The sequence below is a fragment of the Nonomuraea harbinensis genome, assembly GCF_019396385.1.
GTDB lineage: Bacteria > Actinomycetota > Actinomycetes > Streptosporangiales > Streptosporangiaceae > Nonomuraea > Nonomuraea ferruginea.
In genome coordinates this window covers 113,367-133,969 of the sequence record NZ_JAHKRN010000007.1, presented here as the reverse complement: position 1 = coordinate 133,969, position 20,603 = coordinate 113,367, and the positions used below count along the sequence as shown (strand labels likewise).

Annotated in this window: 17 protein-coding genes; 11 read left to right on the top strand and 6 right to left on the bottom strand. The window is 72.2% G+C overall.

Annotated elements, in window-relative coordinates:
• Window position 1: 1 nt before the first annotated feature.
• From KME79_RS10005 to KME79_RS09995, 3 genes are all read left to right on the top strand, one after another.
• Window positions 2-1,291 (top strand): ABC transporter substrate-binding protein, encoded by a 1,290-nt coding sequence (locus KME79_RS10005; protein WP_219544182.1) that lies wholly within the window; start codon window positions 2-4, stop codon window positions 1,289-1,291.
• Window positions 1,292-1,356: 65 nt separating this feature from the next.
• Entirely contained in the window at window positions 1,357-2,637 is a 1,281-nt protein-coding gene (locus KME79_RS10000) for a Gfo/Idh/MocA family protein (RefSeq protein WP_281429334.1), read from the top strand.
• A gap of 10 nt (window positions 2,638-2,647) precedes the next feature.
• On the top strand, window positions 2,648-3,736 hold the full coding sequence (locus tag KME79_RS09995; RefSeq protein WP_219544181.1) for a dienelactone hydrolase family protein: 1,089 nt from the start codon (window positions 2,648-2,650) through the stop codon (window positions 3,734-3,736).
• 57 nt (window positions 3,737-3,793) lie between these two features.
• On the opposite strand, the gene KME79_RS46880 is transcribed toward KME79_RS09995, so the two are convergent.
• The 4 genes from KME79_RS46880 to KME79_RS09975 are packed head-to-tail and all read right to left on the bottom strand — an operon-like array spanning window position 3,794 to window position 8,487.
• Complete coding sequence (locus KME79_RS46880; RefSeq protein WP_219544180.1) at window positions 3,794-5,677, bottom strand: DUF6807 family protein; 1,884 nt, start codon at window positions 5,675-5,677, stop codon at window positions 3,794-3,796.
• Window position 5,678: 1 nt separating this feature from the next.
• Complete coding sequence (locus KME79_RS09985) at window positions 5,679-6,725, bottom strand: mandelate racemase/muconate lactonizing enzyme family protein (protein WP_372452413.1); 1,047 nt, start codon at window positions 6,723-6,725, stop codon at window positions 5,679-5,681.
• Complete coding sequence (locus KME79_RS09980; protein WP_219544179.1) at window positions 6,725-7,603, bottom strand: 5-dehydro-4-deoxyglucarate dehydratase; 879 nt, start codon at window positions 7,601-7,603, stop codon at window positions 6,725-6,727. Before KME79_RS09980 ends, KME79_RS09985 begins: the two co-directional genes overlap by 1 nt.
• The gene (locus KME79_RS09975; protein WP_219544178.1) at window positions 7,603-8,487 is read right to left on the bottom strand and encodes an NAD-dependent epimerase/dehydratase family protein; all 885 of its coding nucleotides are present in this window, start codon (window positions 8,485-8,487) and stop codon (window positions 7,603-7,605) included. Before KME79_RS09975 ends, KME79_RS09980 begins: the two co-directional genes overlap by 1 nt.
• 221 nt (window positions 8,488-8,708) lie before the next feature.
• Here KME79_RS09975 and KME79_RS09970 point away from each other — a divergent pair, with 221 nt between their 5' ends.
• Window positions 8,709-9,680 carry a LacI family DNA-binding transcriptional regulator gene (locus KME79_RS09970; RefSeq protein ID WP_148033567.1) on the top strand — a complete coding sequence of 324 codons (972 nt, stop codon included), beginning with the start codon at window positions 8,709-8,711 and terminating at the stop codon, window positions 9,678-9,680.
• Window positions 9,677-10,618: an aldose epimerase family protein gene (locus KME79_RS09965; protein WP_148033566.1), complete on the top strand. Its 942-nt coding sequence runs from the start codon at window positions 9,677-9,679 to the stop codon at window positions 10,616-10,618. The genes KME79_RS09970 and KME79_RS09965 overlap by 4 nt, the downstream gene beginning before the upstream one ends.
• On the opposite strand, the gene KME79_RS09960 is transcribed toward KME79_RS09965, so the two are convergent.
• A complete protein-coding gene (locus KME79_RS09960; protein WP_219544177.1) occupies window positions 10,619-13,045 on the bottom strand; it encodes a SpoIIE family protein phosphatase in 2,427 nt (808 codons plus the stop codon).
• 202 nt (window positions 13,046-13,247) lie between these two features.
• Between KME79_RS09960 and KME79_RS09955 the strand changes: the two genes are divergently transcribed.
• The 6 genes from KME79_RS09955 to KME79_RS09930 all read left to right on the top strand — a co-directional run bounded on the left by KME79_RS09955 (window position 13,248) and on the right by KME79_RS09930 (window position 19,737).
• Window positions 13,248-15,758: an FtsK/SpoIIIE family DNA translocase gene (locus KME79_RS09955; protein WP_219544176.1), complete on the top strand. Its 2,511-nt coding sequence runs from the start codon at window positions 13,248-13,250 to the stop codon at window positions 15,756-15,758.
• A 74-nt stretch (window positions 15,759-15,832) separates the two neighbouring features.
• Window positions 15,833-16,582, top strand: coding sequence for a helix-turn-helix domain-containing protein (locus KME79_RS09950; protein WP_308248856.1), 750 nt, complete (start codon window positions 15,833-15,835; stop codon window positions 16,580-16,582).
• 45 nt (window positions 16,583-16,627) lie between these two features.
• Window positions 16,628-18,040, top strand: a complete 1,413-nt coding sequence (gene rimO / locus KME79_RS09945) for a 30S ribosomal protein S12 methylthiotransferase RimO (protein ID WP_148033562.1) — start codon at window positions 16,628-16,630, stop codon at window positions 18,038-18,040.
• Window positions 18,037-18,609: a CDP-diacylglycerol--glycerol-3-phosphate 3-phosphatidyltransferase gene (gene pgsA / locus KME79_RS09940; RefSeq protein WP_148033561.1), complete on the top strand. Its 573-nt coding sequence runs from the start codon at window positions 18,037-18,039 to the stop codon at window positions 18,607-18,609. Before rimO ends, pgsA begins: the two co-directional genes overlap by 4 nt.
• A gap of 5 nt (window positions 18,610-18,614) precedes the next feature.
• Complete coding sequence (locus KME79_RS09935; RefSeq protein ID WP_148033560.1) at window positions 18,615-19,106, top strand: CinA family protein; 492 nt, start codon at window positions 18,615-18,617, stop codon at window positions 19,104-19,106.
• Window positions 19,107-19,380: 274 nt separating this feature from the next.
• Window positions 19,381-19,737, top strand: a complete 357-nt coding sequence (locus KME79_RS09930) for a helix-turn-helix domain-containing protein (RefSeq protein WP_148034847.1) — start codon at window positions 19,381-19,383, stop codon at window positions 19,735-19,737.
• Here KME79_RS09930 and KME79_RS09925 read toward each other — a convergent pair.
• Entirely contained in the window at window positions 19,734-20,513 is a 780-nt protein-coding gene (locus tag KME79_RS09925) for a DNA-formamidopyrimidine glycosylase family protein (protein ID WP_219544174.1), read from the bottom strand. The two genes, KME79_RS09930 and KME79_RS09925, sit on opposite strands and share 4 nt — an antisense overlap.
• Between the last annotated feature and the right edge of the window lie 90 nt (window positions 20,514-20,603).

Genomic DNA, 20,603 nt, shown 5'->3' with positions numbered 1-20,603 from the left:
TGTGAAACTCGGCTCTCGTAAGACGATGTGGGTCGCCGCGCTGTCGGCGGCCATGCTGACCGCGGCCGCCTGCGGCAGCGGCGACGGCGGCGAAGGAGGAGGCGGCGGTGGCGACGGCGGCAAGGTGTCGATCACCTTCGCCTACTGGGGCAGCGACGCCCGGCAGAAGCTGACCGACCAGGCCATCCAGAAGTTCGAGGAGAAGAACCCGACGATCGACGTCGAGGGCGACTTCTCCAACTGGGACAGCTACTACGAGAAGCTCGCCACCAAGGTAGCCGCCAACGACGCGCCTGACGTGCTGAGCATCGAGATCCGCGGCCTCAGCGAGTACGCCGGCCGCGGCGCGCTGATGGACCTGGCCGGCAAGCTGCCCACCGCGGACCTCGACCAGCAGGTCCTGTCGAGCGGCCAGATCGACGGCAAGCAGTACGCCATCCCGACCGGCGTCAACGCGTTCTCCATGGTCGCCAACCCGGCGGCGCTGGAGAAAGCCAAGAAGGAGCTGCCCGAGGACACGAGCTGGACCTGGGACCAGTGGGCCGCGCTGGCCCAGGAGATCTCGGCCACGGGCTCCGCCACCGGCGCCGAGTACAACTTCAACCCCGCCTGGCTGCAGATCTACGCGGCCCAGCGCGGCGAGAAGTTCTACGACGGCACCAAGATCGGCATGTCCGTCGACACGCTGAAGTCCTGGTGGGGAATCCACCAGAAGCTCATCGAGACCAAGGGCTCGCCCGACGCCGCCAAGAGCGCGGAGATCGGCGCCACCGGCCCCGAGCAGTCGCTCCTCGGCACCAACGAGGGCGCCCTGGGCATGTGGTGGAGCAACCAGCTCAACGCCTTGAGCAAGTCGTCCGGCCAGGAGATGACGCTGCTGCGGATGCCGAAGCTGGAGGGCGCCACGACCAGCGGCATGTTCCTGCAGCCCGCCATGTTCTACGCCGCCTCGGCCAAGACCGAGCAGGCGGACGCCGCAGGCAAGTTCATCGACTTCCTGGTCAACGACCCCGACGCGGCCGGCATCCTGCTGAGCGACCGCGGCCTGCCCACCAACTCCAAGGTGCTCGCCGCCGTCAAGGACAAGCTCCCGCCCGCCGACCAGAAGACCCTGGCCTTCATCGACGAGGTCAAGAGCGAGCTGAGCCCGATCGAGGCGCCGCCGAAGGGCGCGCTGGAGATGGAGGACATCCTCAAGCGCGCCAGCGAGGAGGTCGTGTTCGGCAGGGCCACTCCGGACGCCGCCGCGGCGAAGTTCCTGGAGGAGGCCAACGCCGCCATCGCCGGCTGACCAGCCGGCGACCGGCCGGGGGCGCACCGCCCCCGGCCGCCCACCGCGACTCGGGGAGAGAGCACTTGAGCACCAGGTACGCCTTCGTCGGCCTCGGGCACCGCGCGCAGATGTACGTCGACGCGCTGCTGGGCGACTGGCAGGACACCGGGACCATCGTCGGCCTGTGCGACGTCAACACCACGCGCATGGCCTACTACGCCGAACGGATCGGCCGCCCGGTGCCGTGCTTCGCGCCCCGTGAGTACGGCAAGATGCTGGAGCTGGCCGACGCCGTCGTGGTGTGCACGGTCGACGCCACCCACGCCGAGTACGTCGTCGCCGCGCTCGACGCCGGCCTCGACGTCATCGTGGAGAAGCCGCTCACGGTCGACGCCGAGAGCTGCGCGGCCATCGCCGAGGCGGCCGAGCGCAACCCGGGCCGGCTGGTCGTCACCTTCAACTACCGCTACTCGCCGCGCAACTCGGCGGTGCGGAAGCTGATCGGCGAGGGCGCTATCGGCGACGTCACCTCGGTGCACTTCGAGTGGGCGCTCGACACCATCCACGGCGCCGACTACTTCCGCCGCTGGCACCGCGAGCGCGCCCACTCCGGCGGGCTGCTCGTGCACAAGTCCACCCACCACTTCGACCTGGTCAACTGGTGGCTCGGCTCGGCGGCCGAGCTGGTCTTCGCGCAGACAGACCTGCGCTTCTACGGCCAGGCCCGGCCGCGCGGGCCGCGCCCGGCACGCGGGCAGGGCGCCCCCGGTCTGGGCAGCGACCCGTACATCCTGGACATCTCCCAGGACGAGCGCCTCAAGCGGCTCTACCTGGACGCCGAGCACGAGGACGGCTACATCCGCGACCAGGACGTGTTCGCGCCCGGCGTGACGATCGACGACACCATGTCGGTGCTCGTCCGCTACGCCAACCGGGCGATCCTCACCTACTCGCTGACCGCGCACGCGCCGTTCGAGGGGTACCGGGTGGCGTTCAACGGCACCGAGGGGCGGATCGAGCTGGAGGTGTGCGAACGGTCCTGGACCCCGCCGCACGCCGCCGTCGACCCGAGCGCGGCGAGCAAGGAGCACGCGGCCGGCTCCTGGGAACGGCTCATCCTGCACCGGCACTGGCAGGAGCCCGAGGAGGTGCCGATCGAGCAGGGCGCCGGCGGCCACGGCGGCGGTGACCGGCTGCTGCTCGACGACGTCTTCCGCGGCCCCGGCGACGACCCGCTCGCCCGTCCCGCGGGCTACCGCGACGGCATCCGCAGCGTCCTGGTGGGCGTCGCGGCCAACCGTTCAGCCGCCACCGGCCGCCCCGTCCACCTCACCGCCGACGGCACCCGCCTCGCCGGCGCCTGATCCGTACGAGATGCGGCATCTAGGGGAGTTCTCGGGGCTCGCCGACGTGGCCGGGAGGCAGTGGGAGCTGTTCCCGGACGCGCCCGCCGGGCCGGAGCTGCGGGCCGCCGCGCGCGAAGCCATCGGCACGCTCGACCTGACGGCGGGAGACGTACGGGTGGAGCGCACCTGGACGGCGGACGGGCTGGACGGCGAGGAGCTGTCCTGGGACGTCGGCTACGGCCCGCGCACCCGGGCCTACCTGCTCAGGCCGCACGGCCACCGGGGCGCGCTGCCCGGCGTGGTGGCCCTGCACTGCCACGCGGGCATGAAGTGGGCGGGCAAGGAGAAGATCGCCGACGGCCCCGAGCCGCCTGCCCCCGAGGTGCGGCGGCTGCGCGGCGAGCTGTACGGCGGCCGGGCGTTCGCCTCCGAGCTGGCCAGGCGCGGCTTCGCGGTGCTGGCGCACGACGTGACCGGGTGGGGGAGCCGCCGGTTCCCGCTCACGGACATGCCGGACCGGGTGACGGCCCTGGCCCCGGACGCCGGGCTGTCGGAGGCCGACCGCTACGACGTGGCGGCGGGCCACCACGAGCACGTCCTGGAGAAGTACTGCAGGCTGCTGGGCACCTCGTTCGCGGGCGTGGTGGCGGGCGAGGACCTGGCCGCGGCGGCGTACCTGCGCGGCAGGCCGGACATCGGGCCTGTCGGCTGCGCCGGCCTGTCGGGCGGCGGCCTGCGGGCCGCCCTGCTGGGCGCCTTCGACCCGGGCGTGCGCGCGGTCGTGGTCGCCGCGATGACGTCGTCCTACGCCGACCTGCTCGACGGGTACGTGGCCGCGCACACCTGGATGCTCTTCCCGCCCGGCCTGTCCCGGGTCTGCGACTGGCCCGCGCTGGTCGCGTCCGGAGCGCCGCGACCGCTGCTGGCGCTGTACGCGCGCGACGACCAGCTGTTCCCCGGGCGGGGGATGCGCCGCGCCCACGAGGCCATCGCCCGCCGCTACCCCGGCGGCGGCTACGAGGGCAGGTTCTTCGACGCCCCGCACGCCTTCGACGTCCCGATGCAGGAGCACGCCTTCACCTGGCTGGCCGCCGGACTGCGCCCCGAGTCCCGCTGAAGGCACGACACGGCACGGCGGCGCGGGCCCGGCGTGGCACCGCGCCGGGCCCGCGGGTCAGCGGCCCGTGGCCAGCTCGGCCGCCTCCTCGCGCGACAGGCGCCCGTCCACGACCACGACCGACACCTTCCTGTCGAGCCGGGCGTCGAACGACAGCGGGGTGTCCCAGGCCAGCGCGGTGCCGACGCCCGGATACTCGGCCACCCGCACGAACCACGGGTCGGCGTCCTGCGCGAACAGCAGCGTCCACGCCTCCGACGACAGCGCCAGCCACGGCGCCCGCGAGCCGTGCACCCGCTCCTCGCCCTCGGCCGCCGCCGTGAACACGCGCAACCCGGGCGAGCCCGCCGGCGCGCGCCAGAAGAACCCGCCGTAGCCGGCGCCCGCCCGCCCCTTCGTGGCCGAGCTGCGCACCGTCAGCGGCGCCCCGGTCAGGTTGTGCAGGGTGAAGCCGAAATCCAGGACCCACCCACGCGCCGCTGGACGGGCCCGTACGGTGCGTTCCTCGCGAACCAGGGCGTCTTCCCCCGGCCGCAGCCACGAGAGCGTCTCGGTGAAACCGGCGGCGTCGCGCTCGGTGAAGGCCAGGTGCCGCTGGACGCCGTGGTCGTCGAGCCAGGCCGGCCCCTGGTCGCGGACGTAGGTGCGCCCGCCCCAGAAATTGCGGCCGCCCAGGTCCGTCACCGCGAGCCCGGCCCCGAGGTGGTGCGGGTGGTCGGCCGGACGGATCTCGGTCACCACGGTGCCGCCGAGCGTGCGCACCGGGTGCAGGTAGGGGCGGGGCGCCGCGGTCAGCGGCAGGTCGGGGCTGGTCACGTACTCGGCGACGGGAGAGCCGCCCACCACGAGCGGCGTCGCCCAGCTCAGGCCCAGCTCGGAGAAGAGCGCCAGCTCCGAGGCGCACCTGTCGACGACGGACGCGATGCCCGGCAGCACCCGGCCCTCGCCGGACAGGTCCTGGTGGTCGTCGGCGATCGGCAGCGGGTCGGGCGCGACCCTGATCGCCTCCATCACCTCCATGAACCCGCCCGTGCGCTGGATCGGCACCAGCAGCGGGACGCCGGACCGCACGTGCTCGACGAGGTTGACCAGCAGGTCGGTACGGTCGAAGCGCCGCACGGGCCCGTCGTCCACCTGCACCTCGTCCATCGTGTAGACGAACCGGATCCGCCCCTTCTCGCCGTGGACGAGCACGTACGGCTCGTCACGCTCGGCCGCGCAGAGCGTGACCGCGGCCACCAGCGGGGTGCCGCCGGCGAGCGTGACGCGGACGGCGGAGGTGTCGTCGGACTCGATCCCGTTGGCGTGGAAGAGCTCGGTCTCCACCGAGGCCACCGCGCCGCGCTCGTCGGCCCCGGCCACCGCCAGCGCGGTGGCCAGCGCGTGCGCGAACGGGTTCGTCAGCGCGCCGTCCACCACGTCCACGCCGTCGAGCACCCGCCTGCCCGCCCACGGGCTGCGGGTGAAGTACGCGGCGGGGCGCGGCCACGAGCCGCCCACGCCGATGCCGGTGACGCGGCCGATCGCGCCGCCCGCGATCAGCTCGCGCACCGCGGGCACCGCCGCGGAACCGAGGCTCTGGAACCCGACCTGGCAGGCCAGCCCCGCCTTGGCGGCGGCCCGCTCCATCCGGTCGAAGTCCGCCAGCGTGGCCGCCGTCGGCTTCTCCACCAGGACGTGCGCGCCCGCCTCCAGCGCGGCCAGCGCCAGCTCGGCGTGCGTCGGGATGGGCGTGGCCAGGATCGCGATCCGGGCGCCGGTCCGCTCGATCAGGCCGGGCAGGTCGGCGGAGACCTCGGGGGAGCCGAGACCCGCCAGGCTCTCCGGCGGGACCGGCCGCACGTCGCAGACCCCGGCCAGCTCGACCAGCCCGGTCAGCCGGCGCAGCCGGTCGAGATAGTTGGAGCCGAAGCCCTGGGCTCCGGCGAGCACGACACGCATGTCACCTCCAGCGGAGGCCGAGGCCCCGGTGCTCGCCGGCGCGCAGCTCCGCGCCGTCCACCCGGACAGGGTACGGCTCGGCGAGCAGCCCCAGCGCGGCGAACGAGGCGTCCTCGACGTCCTCGGCCATGGACGGCAGCGGCAGCGAGAGCGCCAGCTGCCCCGACAGGTCCGGCAGCAGGTGCGGGTAGACCGGCACGTCGAAGGCGCGGGCCAGCTCGGCGATGCGCAGGAACGGGGTGATGCCGCCGACCCTCACCACGTTCGGCTGCACGACGTCGCAGGCCCCGGCGGCCAGCAGGTCGCGGAAGCCGTAGACCGTGTAGACGTTCTCGCCGACCGCGATCGGCACGTGCGCCGACCGGCGCAGCTCCACGTGCGCCGCCACGTCGTCGGCCGGCAGCGGCTCCTCCAGCCAGTGCAGGCCGTACGGGGCCAGCGCGTCGGCGGCGCGCCGGGCGGTGTGCAGGTCCCAGCGCTGGTTGGCGTCCACCATCAGCAGCGTGTCCGGGCCGATCACCTCGCGGACGGCGGCCACCCGCGCCACGTCCTCGCGCACGTCCGGCCGGCCCACTTTGATCTTGACGGCGGGGTAGCCGGCGGCCTTCCACCGGCCCGCCTGCGCCACCAGCTCGTCCAGCGGGTAGTGCAGGTTCACCCCGCTCCCGTACACCGGGACGGACTCCCTGCGCCGGCCCAGCACGTCCACCAGGCCGCGCTCGCCGCAGCGCAGGTCCCACAGCGCCAGGTCGACCCCGGCCAGCGCGATCGTGGTGATCCCGCCGGGCCCGGCCTCGCGCAGGTGCCGCCAGAGCCGGTCCCACACCACCTCGGGGTGCGGGTCCAGGCCGATCAGCGCGTCGCGGATGTCGTGTTCCAGCAGCGCCCGCACCGCGTGCGCGCCGATCTGCGGCGTCCAGGAGAACCCGGTGCCCACCCGCCCGTCGGCGAGCGTCACCTCGACGACCAGGACGTGGTTGGCGGGCACGTCGGGCCCCCATGGACGGCGCAGCGCGACCGTGCGCGGGGTGACCGTGAGGTCGCGGATCACGGCGTGCCGATCAGCGAGCGTCCGTGCTTGATCAGCGACTCCAGCTCCGCCACGTCCTCGGGCGCGGCGTCGACCAGCGGCGGCCGGACCGGCCCCACGTCCAGGCCGCCCAGCCGCACCCCGGCCTTGACCAGCGCGACCGCGTACCCGGGCACCTTCGAGCGCAGCCGGACGAGCGGCTCGTAGAACTCGGTCAGCAGCCGGTGCTCGCCGTTCAGGTACGCGGTCGCGATGTCGGGCGCGAAGGCGAAGACCGCCGAGGAGTACAGCTCGACGCCGAGGCCCCGGTAGGCGCCCATGGTCAGCTCGGCCGTCGGCAGGCCGTTGAAGAACGTGAAGCCGTCGCCCACCTCCTTGCGCACGGCCAGCATCGAGCGCTGGATGAGGTCGATGTCGCCCAGGCCGTCCTTCAGCCCGACCACGCCGGGCACCCGCGCCAGCTCGACCACCTGCTCGGGGGTGAGCACCACCGAGCCGCGCTGGTAGATGATCACCGGCAGGATCGCCGCGATCTCCCGCACGTACGCCACGAACCCGTCCGAGGTGCCCTTGGCCAGGTAGGGCGGCATCAGCAGCAAGCCGTCCGCGCCCGCCTCGCGCGCCGCTCCGGCCTGCGCGAGCGCGGCGCCGAGCGGCCCGCCCGCGCCGGCGAACACCGGCGCCCGGCCGGCCGCCGTCTCGACGGCGACCCGGACGACGGCGGCGTGCTCGGCCTCCGACAGGGAGGAGAACTCGCCGGTGCCGCACGCCGCGAACACTCCGCCGGGTCCATGGTCGAGCCCCCGTCCGATGTGCTCGGCCAGCACCTCCTCGGCGAGCTTGCCTGACAGGGTGAAGGGGGTGACGGGGAAGAAGAGGACTCCGCTGAGGTTCATCAGATCTCCAGTTCGGTGCGCCAGCTGCGCTTGGCGGTCCAGCCGAGCATGCGCTCGGCCTTGGCCGAGGTGAACGCGGGAAGAGTGTCGGTGAGCGCGGGCGCGTGCTCGCTCGTGCCGGGCATCACGGCGGGGAGCAGCTCCGCGAGGGGGCGGCGGGCCAGCGCGTCGGCCGCGCCGGCGAAGAACACCTCGCCGCTGGGCAGGCCGGGCAGCCGCTCGATGAGGGTGGCGATCATGTCGGAGGCGTCCCTGGCGTCGATGTAGTTGAACAGCGAGACACCGGCGATCTCCGGCAGATCCAGGCGCTCCAGGATCGTGTGGCCCGACTGGGTGGGCGCGCCCGCCCACTCCTCGGGCGCCACCACGAAACACGGCCGCACCGCCGCGAACCGCGTCCGCGAGCTGCGCGCGAACGACGCCATCGTCTGCTCGGCGACTACTTTGGACAGGTTGTAGGCGTTCCACGGCGACGTCGGGTGGTCCTCGTCGATCGGCAGATAGCTCGGCGCCCAGCCGGACGGCGACCCGTAACCGATCACCGTGGGACTGCTGGCCACCACCACCCGGCCCACGCCCGCGTTGCTCGCCGCCTCGCATACGTTGAACGCCAGCTGCGTGTTGGTGCGGAAGATCACGCCCTCGGTACGGCTGAACGGGGTCGCGATGGCCGCCAGGTGGACCACGACGTCGGGCCGGAACCGCGCCATCACGTCGTACGCCTCGCCCAGGTCGGTGAGGTCGGCCGGGAGGGTGGCCGCCGCGTCGTCCGGGGTGCCGGCGGTGACGTCGACGCCGATCACTTCGTGACCCGCCTGCGCCAGCGAGGTGACCAGGCTTCGCCCCAGCCTTCCGGCGCTGCCCGTCACCAGTGTTCGTGTCATCGCTCGTTCACCCTTCCGCAGGGGTCATTACCGCAACCGGTTGCAAAAAGTATTGAGGTGCCGTCGGCAGAACGTCAAGCCGACTCGTCTCAGCCTGCGGTGTCGCCGCTGGCCTCATGCGCGGTAGCATGAGTTTTCGGCGCTCGGCCCTCACGAAAGAGGCCCGTTGACAGCGATACAAGCGCTTGCATTAATGTACTTGGCATGCTCGGAGGCCCAGCGTGGCGGTGACCATTCGTGACGTGGCGGAGGCATCAGGCGTACACGTCTCCACGGTGTCGCGCGCCTTCTCCGCCCCCCATCTGGTCAACCCGGTCACGCGCACCCGCGTGCTCGCCGTCGCCGAGGATCTCGGCTACCGGCCCAACCGGGCCGCCCGCGCGCTGACCACGGGGCGCACCCACAACATCGGCCTGATCGTGGCCGACATCGCCAACCCGTTCTTCCCGCCGCTCATCAAAGCGGCCCAGGCGCAGGCCAGGCTCCGCGACTACCACGTGTTCGTGGCCGACACCGACGAGGACCCGCAGGTCGAGGAGGAGCTGATCCAGACCCTCACCAAGCAGGTCGACGGCGTGCTGCTGTGCAGCCCCCGGCTGACCAACAAGACGATCGAGCGGCTGCGCGAAGAGGTGCCGTTCGTCGTGGTGAACCGCAGGGTCAAAGGCATGCCGACGGTGCTCATGGACGTCGGCCGCGGGGTCAGGCTCGCCGTCGAGCACCTCACCGGCCTCGGCCACCGCAGGCTCGCCCTGGTGACCGGGCCCAGCGGCTCGTGGACCAGCAAGGAGATGCAGGCGGCCGCCGCCGCCATGAGCGAGGCCGACGTCACCTTCCTCGGCCCCAACCCGCCCACCGAGCTCGGCGGCCTGGCCGCCGTCACCGACGTGATCGCCTCCGGCGCCACCGGGGTGCTCGCCTACAACGACCTGGTCGCCATAGGCTTGATCGAAGGACTGGCCGAGCGGGGGGTCGACGTGCCCGGGGAGATCAGCGTGATCGGCGTCGACGACATCGTGCCTGGCCGCCTGAGCCGCCCCAAGCTGACCACCATCGCGATGCCCACCGCCGCCGCCGGCCGCATCGCCGTCGATCTGCTGCTCGGCTCGGTCGACTCCGAGGCCACCAGCGGCGTCACCGTGCTGGAGACGAGCCTGATCGTCCGCGAATCTACGGGAGAGGCCCACACATGAACTTCGGAACGCTGCCCTCGGGGGAGCGCGTCGAGCGCCACGAACTGACCTCGGGGCGCCTGCGCGCGGCGGTGCTCTCGTACGGGGCCATCCTGCAAACGCTTGAGGTCGACGGCGTCAACGTGGTGCTCGGCCTGCCGACCCTGGACGACTACCTGACCCGCAGCCGCTACTTCGGCGCCGTGGTCGGCCGCTACGGCAACCGCATCGCGGGCGGCCGCTTCACGCTCGACGGCGTCGAGTACCACCTGCCCGTCAACAACGGGCCCAACAGCCTCCACGGCGGCACCGAGGGCTTCGACAGCAAGGTCTGGACGATCCGCGACGTCACCGGCTCGGCCATCACGCTCGCGCTCGTCAGCCCCGACGGCGACCAGGGCTACCCCGGCACGCTCACCGCCTCCGTCACCTACACGCTCGACGGCGACGCGCTGCGCATCGACTACACCACCGAGACCGACGCGCCCACCGTGGTCAACCTGACCAACCACTCCTACTTCAACCTGGCCGGCGGCGGCGACGTGCTCGGCCACGTGGTCCGCATGGCGGCCGACCACTACCTGCCCGTCGACGGCGACAAGATCCCCACCGGCGAGGCGGCCCCGGTCAAGGGCACCGTGTTCGACTTCACCACCCCCCACGCGATCGGCGAGCGCTTCGACGGCGCCTACGACCACTGCTTCGTCCTGAACGGCGACATCACCGTGACCGAGCCGGGCAGCGGCCGCACCATGGAGGTCACCACCACCGAGCCCGGCGTCCAGTTCTACGCGGGCGGCATGCTCGACGGCGACGCCACCCCGTACGGCCCGCACGCCGGGTTCTGCCTGGAGACGCAGCACTTCCCCGACTCGCCCAACCAGCCGGCGTTCCCCTCGACCGTGCTGCGCCCCGGCGAGGTCCGCGCCTCCACCACCACCTACCGCTTCCCGGGTTGATCAGGGGAGAGCCGGCGTAGCCCGCAGCACCAGCAGCGCCACGTCGTCCCTCGACGGGGCGCCGGCGAAGGAGTGGACCGCCTGCCGCACCCGCTCGGCGACGGCGTGGGCGCTCAGCCCGGTGCAGCCCGACAGCAGCCTGGACAGCCCGTCGTCGTCGTCGAGCAGCCGCTTGCCGTCGCGCCGCTCGGTCACCCCGTCGGTGACGCACAGCAGCACCTCCTCGGGCGCGAGCTCGAACGACTCCACGAAGAACCGCACGCCGTGCTCGACGCCGAGCAGCAGCTGCGGCGAGGCCACCTGCTCCACCTCGCCGTCGGTGTGCAGCAGCAGCGGCGGCACGTGCCCGGCCGAGGCGATCGTGCACCGCGCCCCGCCCCGCGTTAGCGGCGTCAGCTCCCCGCACAGCAGGCTGAGAAACCGGCCCTCCTCGTCCTCCTCCAGCAGCGTCCGGTTGAGCCGGTCCAGGATGTCGGCCACGGTGTAGTTCTCCTTCGCGAGCAGCCGCACGGCGTGCCTGGCGAGCCCGGTGACGGCGGCCGCCTCCGGCCCGCTGCCGCAGACGTCGCCGAGGGCGAAGCACCAGTGGTCGGCCACGGTGAACAGGTCGTAGAAGTCGCCGCCGACGTGCGCGCCCTCCTCGGCCGGCTCGTACACGACCGCGGACTCCAGGCCGGGCATCGGCGCCATCCGCACCGGCAGCAGGTTGCGCTGCAGCGCCTTGGAGGTGGTGGCCTGGCGGGTGTAGAGCATCGCGGTGTGCAGGTTGAGCGCGATCAGGCGGCACAGGTCGGCCAGCAGCTCGGCCAGCTCCAGCGGCAGCGTCGGCTCGCTCCGGCCGATCACCAGCGCGCCGTGGGCCCTGCCCTGGGTCAGCAGCGGGAACGACAGCACGTTCCCGCGGCCGACCGGCCAGGTGACCTCGCTCAGCGGCGTGCGCGGGAGGGCGGGCAGCGACGTGCGCAGCTCGGCGTTGTGCCGCTCCTCCCGGTGCCACACGTGCGCCAGCCGCGTCATGCCCGCCAGGTCGGTCAGGTAGACCGCCGCCCAGGTGGCGATCTTGGGCACCACGAGCTGCGCGGCCAGCGCCGCGAGCAGCTCCTCGTCGTGCACGCCCGCGAGCAGCTCGCCCGCCTCGGCGAGGAACGACAGCCGACCCCGGTGCGCCCGGTCCTGCTCGGCCAGCCGCTCCCGCTGCACGGTGCCGGCCACCTGGTCGGCGATGTGCCGCAGGCTCGCGGCCAGGTCCTGGTCGAACCGCCCCGGCTCGGCGGCGGTCACCGCCAGGTGGCCGATCACCTCGCCCGCCACCACCAGCGGCGCGCACGCCAGCGACCTGGCCCGCAGCCGCTGGGCCAGCTCGACGTCGGCGGTGAGCAGGTCGTCCACCACCGCCGGCGCGCGCCGGTCGGGGGCGAACACGCCCGCCGCGACCACGCCCACCAGCCCCGCCGCCTCACCCGCCCCCGCCGCCACCCCGAACCTGTTGCCGGAGTCGGCGCGCAGCAGCACGTACGCGGCGTCGCCGGCGCTGGAAAGCTGGACGATCCGCGCGATCGTGTCGAGCAGCTCGGCGAACGGGCGGTCGCGGTCGAGCAGGTCCTTGATACGCCGGCCGGCCTCCCGCCTGGCGGGTGACGGCGGCGAGGCCAGCACGAACCCGTGGTCGCCGCCCACCACCATCCAGATCGCCCTCCGGTGCTCCGGCCTGCCCCCGGTGCGCAGGTGGGAGACGTAGACGGGGACCAGCCGCCCGTCGCGGTGGCGCATCCGCGACTCCCCGCGCCAGCGGCCCAGCGCGAGCGCGTCGGACAGGGCCGGCGCGTCGGGGCCGTGACCGTCCCAGTCGACCAGGTCCTCCAGCGGCCGGCCCGCCGCCTGCCGCGCCGTCCAGCCGAGCAGGGCCTCGGCGTCGGCGTTCCACGAGATCACCCGCCCGCCCGCGTCGGCGACCAGCACCGCCACCCGCAGCGCGTCCACGGGCTCGCGCGGCGCCGGGATCGAGGGCGGGCACGGCTCCTGGGCGTCGGCGAGCTCCATCCGCACCCAGACCCGCTTCGCGCTCCTGGTGTACGTGACGCCCCAGGCGTCGGCGAGCATGCCCGCCAGCGCCAGGCCACGCCCGGAGGTGGCCATCTCCTCGGCGGGAGGCGGCACGTCCAGGACGGTCCGGCCGGGCTGCTGGTCGTCGACCTCGATCTCGAGTTTGGGCGGCACCGCCTCGGCGTCCAACCGGCAGGTCAGCTCGACGCCGGTGCCGGCGTGCACCACCGCGTTGGTGACGAGTTCGCTGGTCAGCAGCACGGCGTCCTCCGCCAGATGGCTCAGGCTCCACTCGCCGAGCACCTGGCGGACGAACCGTCGCGCCGCCGCCGGGGCATGGGGAGTGCCGTCGAAGGAGGTGCTCGACACCCGGGTCGTCTCCACTGTGCGTCCTAGAACATCACTCGATGTGGCAGTTCGGTCACTCTCAGGGTGGCAGACCGGGAGCCCGCGCTCCCTCCACTTGGGAAGAAGGCCGAGGTTGGTCACCAGCCGGCTGGCGCCGGGGAAGTCTTTCGACACGATCCGGCGGTGGCCCGGCGCGTCCCGGTGCTTTCTCGGGGGTATCCGACGTACCTTTGGCAACATGGCCACCCGTACGCCGAAAAGCGCATCGAAGGGTCCGGCGAAGCGGTCGCCCTCGTCTCGCTCGACCCCCGCGAAACGGGGCGCCGCGTCCACGGGGCGGCCCAGGGCGAAGGGGGCGGGGCCGGCCCGTAAACCCCCGATGACCCACCAGGACCCGATCAGCTGGGTCTTCACCATGATCGGCAAGCTGGTCGTCGGCCTGTGGATGCTGCTCGCCAACGGCATCGGCAGCACCGCCCGCGCCCTGGGCAAGAACGCCAGAGAGCTCGACCCGGTCCACCGCCGCGACGGCGTCGGCCTGGCGGTCCTCGCCGGCGCCATCGTGCTGGCGGCGATGACCTGGCGCGACACCAGGAGCGGCGTCTCGGAGGTCGTCCACACTGTCGTGCACGCCGTGTTCGGCTCGCTGGCGTGGGCGCTGCCGCTGCTGTTCGGCCTGCTGGCCTGGCGTTACCTGCGCCACCCCGACCAGAACGCCGACACCGGCCGGATGGTGATCGGGTGGAGCGCGCTGCTCGTCGGCGTCCTCGGGGTGATCCACGTCGCCAACGGCACCCCTTACCCCGCGGGCGACGCGAACAACACGATGGAGAAGGTGTCGCAGGCGGGCGGCATGATCGGGTTCATCGTGTCGGCGCCGCCGATGAGCATCCTGCCGCCGTGGATCACGATCCCGCTGCTGCTGATCCTGTCGGGGTTCGGCGTGCTGGTGATCACGGCCACGCCCGTCCACCGCATCCCGGAGCGGCTGGCCGAGCTGCGCCACATGCTCTTCGAGCGCCAGACGCCGGAGGGCAGGCCCGCGCCGCAGCCGAAGAAGCGCGGGCGGCCGAAGAAGCCCGCCGCCGAGGGCGAGGAGTCGGTCAAACCGTACGACACGCCCGTCCTGTCGGAGAAGGAGAAGCGCGAGGACCACTCGCCGGAGATCGTCCCGGGGCTCATGGACGAGGAGGAGCCGCCGCCGGCGCCGGTCAAGCAGCCGGAGCCGCCGCAGCCCACCCCGGCGCCGCGCAAGGTCGAGCAGCTCGTGCTCTCTCCGCAGGCGGGCCCGTACCAACTGCCTGACCTGCAGCATCTCAAGCAGGGCACCGCGCCCAAGCCGCAGACCAAGGCCAACACGGTCGTGGTGAACGCGCTGACCAGCGTGCTGGAGCAGTTCACCATCGACGCCCAGGTGATCGGGTTCACCCGCGGGCCGACCGTGACCCGCTACGAGATCGAGCTGGGGCCCGCGGTGAAGGTGGAGAAGGTCACCGCGCTGACCAAGAACATCGCCTATGCCGTTAAATCGGCCGATGTTCGGATCCTGTCCCCGATCCCCGGCAAGTCGGCGATCGGGGTGGAGATCCCGAACGCCGACAAGGACCTGGTCGCGCTCGGCGACGTGCTCCGCGCCCAGGTGGCGCAGGCCGACCACCACCCGATGATCGTCGGGCTGGGCAAGGACGTCGAGGGCCGCACGATCGTGGCCAACCTGGCCAAGATGCCCCACCTGCTCATCGCCGGCGCCACGGGCGCGGGCAAGTCCGTCTGCGTCAACGGGCTGATCACCTCGATCCTCATGCGCGCCACCCCCGACGAGGTGCGCATGGTGCTCGTCGACCCCAAGCGGGTCGAGCTGAGCGTGTACGAGGGCATCCCCCACCTGATCACCCCGATCATCACCAACCCGAAGAAGGCCGCCGAGGCCCTCGAATGGGTGGTGGGCGAGATGGACCGCCGCTACGACGACCTGGCGGCCAGCGGGTTCCGCCACATCGACGAGTTCAACAAGGCGGTGCGGGCGGGCAAGCTCGTCCCGCAGCCCGGCAGCGAACGCGTCTACCAGCCCTATCCGTACCTGCTGGTGATCGTGGACGAGCTGGCCGACCTGATGATGGTGGCGCCGCGCGACGTGGAGGACTCCATCGTCCGCATCACCCAGCTCGCCCGCGCGGCGGGCATCCACCTGGTCATCGCCACCCAGCGGCCGAGCGTGGACGTCGTCACCGGCCTGATCAAGGCCAACGTGCCGTCCCGGCTGGCGTTCGCGGTGTCCTCGCTGACCGACTCGCGGGTCATCCTCGACCAGCCGGGCGCCGACAAGCTGGTCGGCCAGGGTGACGCGTTGTTCCTGCCGATGGGGGCCAGCAAGCCGATCCGGATCCAGAACGCGTTCGTCTCCGAGAAGGAGATCGCCGAGATCGTCAACCACTGCAAGCAGCAGATGCAGGTGGAGTACCGCAATGACGTGACCGTCGCGGCCGGCGCCAAGAAGGAGATCGACGAGGACATCGGCGACGACCTCGACCTGCTCATCCAGGCCGCCGAGCTGATCGTCACCACCCAGTTCGGCTCGACCTCGATGCTGCAGCGCAAGCTGCGCGTCGGCTTCGCGAAGGCCGGGCGGCTGATGGACCTGCTGGAGAGCCGCGAAGTGGTCGGTCCCAGCGAGGGTTCCAAGGCTCGCGAGGTGCTGGTGAAACCAGATGATCTGCCCGGATTGCTAGCCGACCTGCGTGGCGAATGACCCCAATGGCCACTTCCCTGCCACTTACTGCTTGAATAGGAGCAACTACGCTCCGTCGTGGGGAGGCGGTTGTCGTGCAGGAGCAGAGCATCGGAGCCATATTGGCGGCGGCTCGGCAGTCTTCGGGGTTGACTGTCGAGCAGCTGAGCAAGATCACGCGTATTCGAGAGGCGATCATCAACGCGCTCGAGCGTGACGAGTTCGCCGAGTCCGGAAGCGATTTCTACATCAGGGGGCACGTCAAGACCATCGCGGCTGCCGTGGGGCTCGATCCCGAGGCCGTGGTGCACGCCTACGACCAGCTGCACGGCGGTGCGCCGCAGCCGGTGCGGGCGGCGGCGGTGTTCCAGGCCGACCGCATCATCAAGATGTCCGAGCGGCGGGGGCCGGGCTGGGCCCCGGCGCTGGCGGTCGCGCTGTCCGTGGTGGTCGTGTTCGGCGTGGTCAAGGTCCTGGGCGGCGCGTCCGACCAGGTCCGCACCGCCCGCGGGGAGCGGCCGGCGGCCACCGTGCCGCCGAACTCGCCGTTCACCGAGGGGCCGTCCGCCGTGGCCATGGCGGGCAAGAACACGGTCGAGGTCACGGTCGAGGCGAAGCGGCGGGCCCGCATGACGGTGCGCGACGCCAAGGGACGCCGGCTGTTCGACGGCAGCCTCAAGGCGGGCAGCAGCGCCACCTGGCGGGCGCAGAGCCGGATCGACTTCGAGGTGGGTGACGCCGGAGCCGTGTCGGTGCAGGTCAACGGCAAGAACCTGGGAGCTGTGGGGGAGCGGGGGGAGAAGGTGCGCCGGTCGTTCGGCCCGGGGAAACCACCAGCTCGGTAACCCCTGCATCGTGTGGTGGCCAACTGCCGATACCGTAGTGTCACCATGTCATCCCGCCGAACCGCATCGCTGATCACGCTGGGCTGCGCCCGCAACGAGGTCGACTCCGAGGAGCTGGCCGCGCGACTCGAGGCTGCCGGTTGGCAGCTCGACGACGACGACCCGGATGTCGTCGTGGTCAACACGTGCGGCTTCATCGAGTCGGCGAAGAAGGACTCGATCGACACCCTGCTGGCCGCCGCCGACTCGGGGGCCAAGGTGGTCGCCGCGGGCTGCATGGCCGAGCGCTACGGCAACGAGCTCGCCGACGCGCTGCCCGAGGCCAGCGCGGTCATCTCCTTCGACGACTACACCGACATCGGCGGGCGTCTCGACGACGTGCTCGCCGGGCGCGCGCTCACGCCGCACACGCCGCGTGACCGCCGCCTCCTGCTGCCCATCACGCCGGTCGACCGGGCCGCCGCCCCCCGCGGCGCCATCCCCGGCCACGGCGACCTGCCCGACGGGCTGGCGCCCGCGAGCGGCCCGCGGGTGCTGCGCAAGCGGCTCGACGAGAGCCCGGTGGCCTCGCTCAAGCTCGCCTCGGGCTGCGACCGGCGCTGCACGTTCTGCGCCATCCCTGCCTTCCGCGGCGCCTATGTGTCCCGCCACCCCGACGAGCTGGTGGCCGAGGCCGACTGGCTGTCCCACCGCGGCGTGCGCGAGCTCGTGCTGGTGAGCGAGAACTCCACGTCCTACGGCAAGGATCTGGGCGACCTGCGGGCGCTGGAGAAGCTGCTGCCGAGGCTGGCGGCCGTCGAGGGCGTCTCCCGGGTGCGGGCGAGCTACCTCCAGCCGGCCGAGCTGCGGCCGGGGCTGATCGACGTGATCGCCGGCACCGACGGCGTCGCCGCCTACTTCGACCTGTCCTTCCAGCACGCCAGCGGCGGGGTGCTGCGGCGGATGCGCCGCTTCGGCGATCCCGAGCGCTTCCTCGGCCTGCTGGAGAGCATCCGCGAGCGGGCGCCGGAGGCGGGAGTGCGCTCCAACTTCATCGTCGGCTTCCCCGGCGAGACCGAGGAGGAGTTCGGCGAGCTCGTCTCCTTCCTGGAGGCAGCCAGGCTCGACGTCATCGGCGTGTTCGGCTATTCCGACGAAGACGGCACCGAAGCCGCGGGCTTCGACGGCAAGCTGGCCCAGGAGGTCGTCGACGAGCGCGTGCGGGTGCTCACCGAGCTGGCCGAGGAGCTGACGGCGCAGCGCGCCGAAGACCGGATCGGCACCGAGGTCGACGTGCTCATCGACGAGGACCTCGGCGACGGCGGCTACGAGGGCCGGGCCGCCCACCAGGGTCCCGAGGTCGACGGATCGGTCACCGTCCAGGGCATCGGCCTGGTGCCGGGCGAGCTCGTCCGCGCCATGGTCGTCGACGCCGAGGGCGTCGACCTCATCGCTCGGATCAAGGCCGCCGGTCCATGACCAGAGACGAGCGCCGCGCGGTGAGTCCGTGGAACATCGCCAACGTCCTCACGGTCCTGCGGCTGGCGCTCGTCCCGTTCTTCGTCGTCTGCCTGTTCCTGCCGGGCATGGGCTGGCGGCTGGCCGCGCTGGCGGTCTTCGCGGTGGCGTCGTTCACCGATCATCTCGACGGTGAGCTGGCCAGGCGCTACGGCCTCATCACCGACTTCGGCAAGATCGCCGACCCGATCGCCGACAAGGCGCTGACCGGGGCCGCGCTGGTGTGCCTGTCGCTGCTGGGCGAGCTGCCGTGGTGGGTCACGATCGTGATCCTCGGCCGCGAGCTGGGCATCACGCTGCTCCGGCTGGTGCTGATCAGGCTGGCGGTCATCCCGGCGAGCTACGGCGGGAAGGTCAAGACCGTCCTGCAGATCGCCGCCATCGCGCTCTACCTGGTGCCGTGGGTGCCGGAGGCGCTGCGGGAGACGGTGATGGGGGCGGCGCTCGTGGTCACGGTGGCGACGGGGGTCGATTACGTCATCCGCGCGATCAGGCTGCGCGGGATGGCGAGGCGTGCGCGCGGGGAGTGAGGATCATGGCCGAGGTCACGCAGGTGCTGGAGTCGCTGGCGAGCCAGGAGGCCACTGTCGCCGTGGCCGAGTCGCTCACCGGCGGGCTCATCGGGGCGACGTTCACGCTGGTGCCGGGGTCGTCCCGGGTCTTCAAGGGCGGGGTGATCTCCTATGCCACCGACCTGAAGCAACGGCTGCTGGGCGTGCCGGGGGACCTGCTGCGCCGCGAGGGGGCGGTGCATCCGGAGGTCGCCGCGGCGATGGCGGCCGGGGTGGCGCGCTTGTGCGAGGCCACGTACGGGGTGGCGGTCACGGGAGTGGCCGGGCCGGAGCCGCAGGACGGCCAGCCGGTCGGCACGGTCTTCGCGGCGGTGAGCGGACCGGGCGGACAGGTGTGGGGCCGACGGTTGAGCCTTAAGGGGTCGCGTGAACGTATCAGGGTAGAGACGATGGACGAGGCTATTGATCTACTAGCAAGTGTGCTTAAGGACAACAAAGGGGAACATTCCGGATGATTACCGTGTTACGTCCCCAGCGAACATGCGAAGCACGGTCTGACGCGGTGTCGGTCGATGCGGGTACGGTGGAGCTGTGAGTGAGGTCCGTGAGCCAACTGCAAGCAGCGAGCGCCCGGCAGGCGGGCCTGATGAGTCACGAGCGGCGGGCCAGGGGCGGAGACGCCCGGCAATGACGGCGAGGAGTATGTACGAAGCGAAGAAGAAAGACGGGCGGCACGACTCGATCGCGCGGAGCGTGGTGAAGCCATCCACTCCGGGGAGGGAGCGACAGATGATTTTGCTGCGTCAGCTGCTCGGAGACGTGCTGAGGCGGTTGCGCGTGCGGCAGGGACGCACACTCCGAGAGGTGTCCACGCTGGCGCGCGTCTCACTCGGCTACCTGTCCGAGGTGGAGCGGGGCCAGAAAGAGGCGTCCTCCGAGCTGCTCGCGTCGATCTGCGGCGCGCTCGGGGTTCCGCTCTCGCAGGTCCTGCGTGAGGTCTCCGATCAGTTCGCGCTGGCGGAGCTTCAGGCCGCTCCCGTGCTGGCCGATGCGCCCGAGCACGAGCGCATCGCGGTTCCCGACTCGGTCCCAGGATCGATTTCCGACACCGTCTTCCCCGAAGTCAAGGACATGGTGGCTGCCTAGCCCGGCTGACAGCCGCCGCACCACATGATGAGCCGCTCCTGCGGTCCTGTCCCCATCTCGCCACGGCTGATGCGGGTCCCGCAGCGGCGACAGGGTCTTCCCGCCCTGCCGTAGACCCAGGTCTGATGCGCCGGGCGGCGGTCTCCCGTGGTCACTGTGCCCGCGTGATGCCTGTTGGCCGCCAGCAGCCTCTGAGCCAGCGTGACGAGCCCTTCCAAGTCCCCGACGTCCCCGACCCTCCGCCACGGCCATACGCCGCGCAGGAAAAGCGTCTCCGCGCGGTAGATCGTGCCGATCCCGGCCAGGTTGCGCTGGTCGAGCAGCGCCTCGCCGATGGTCGTGTCCGGGTCCCGGCTCAGCCGCCGCACGGCCTCGGCCGGATCCCAGTCGTCGCCCAGCAGGTCGGGGCCCAGATGCCCGACGACCTTGCCCTCGTCGGCCGTCCTCAGCAGGTCCACCATCCCCAGCCGTACGCCGACCGCCTGCCACCGCCGGTTGGCCAGGATCAGCCGCACCCGGTCGCCCCCGGGGACGCTCCGGCCGGCCGGGGCGACCTGCCAGCTGCCGTCCATCCGCAGGTGGGTGTGCACGGTGAGCCCGCCCTCGACCCGGGTGAGCAGGTGCTTGCCCCGTGACACGGTCTCCAGCACGGTCCGGCCGGTGAGGTCGGCGGTGGCGTGGCGCGGCACCCGGAACTCCGACCGGGTCAGCACCTGACCGTCGAGCGCCCCCCGCAGCCGCGCGGCGGTGCGGTAGACGGCATCACCTTCGGGCATGCGTCCCAGTCTAGGAAGCCTGGACGGCCCGGCGGTCGACTTCCTCGCCGAGCTGGCCGGACCGGGCGCCGGCCGTATCGCGCTGCCGCT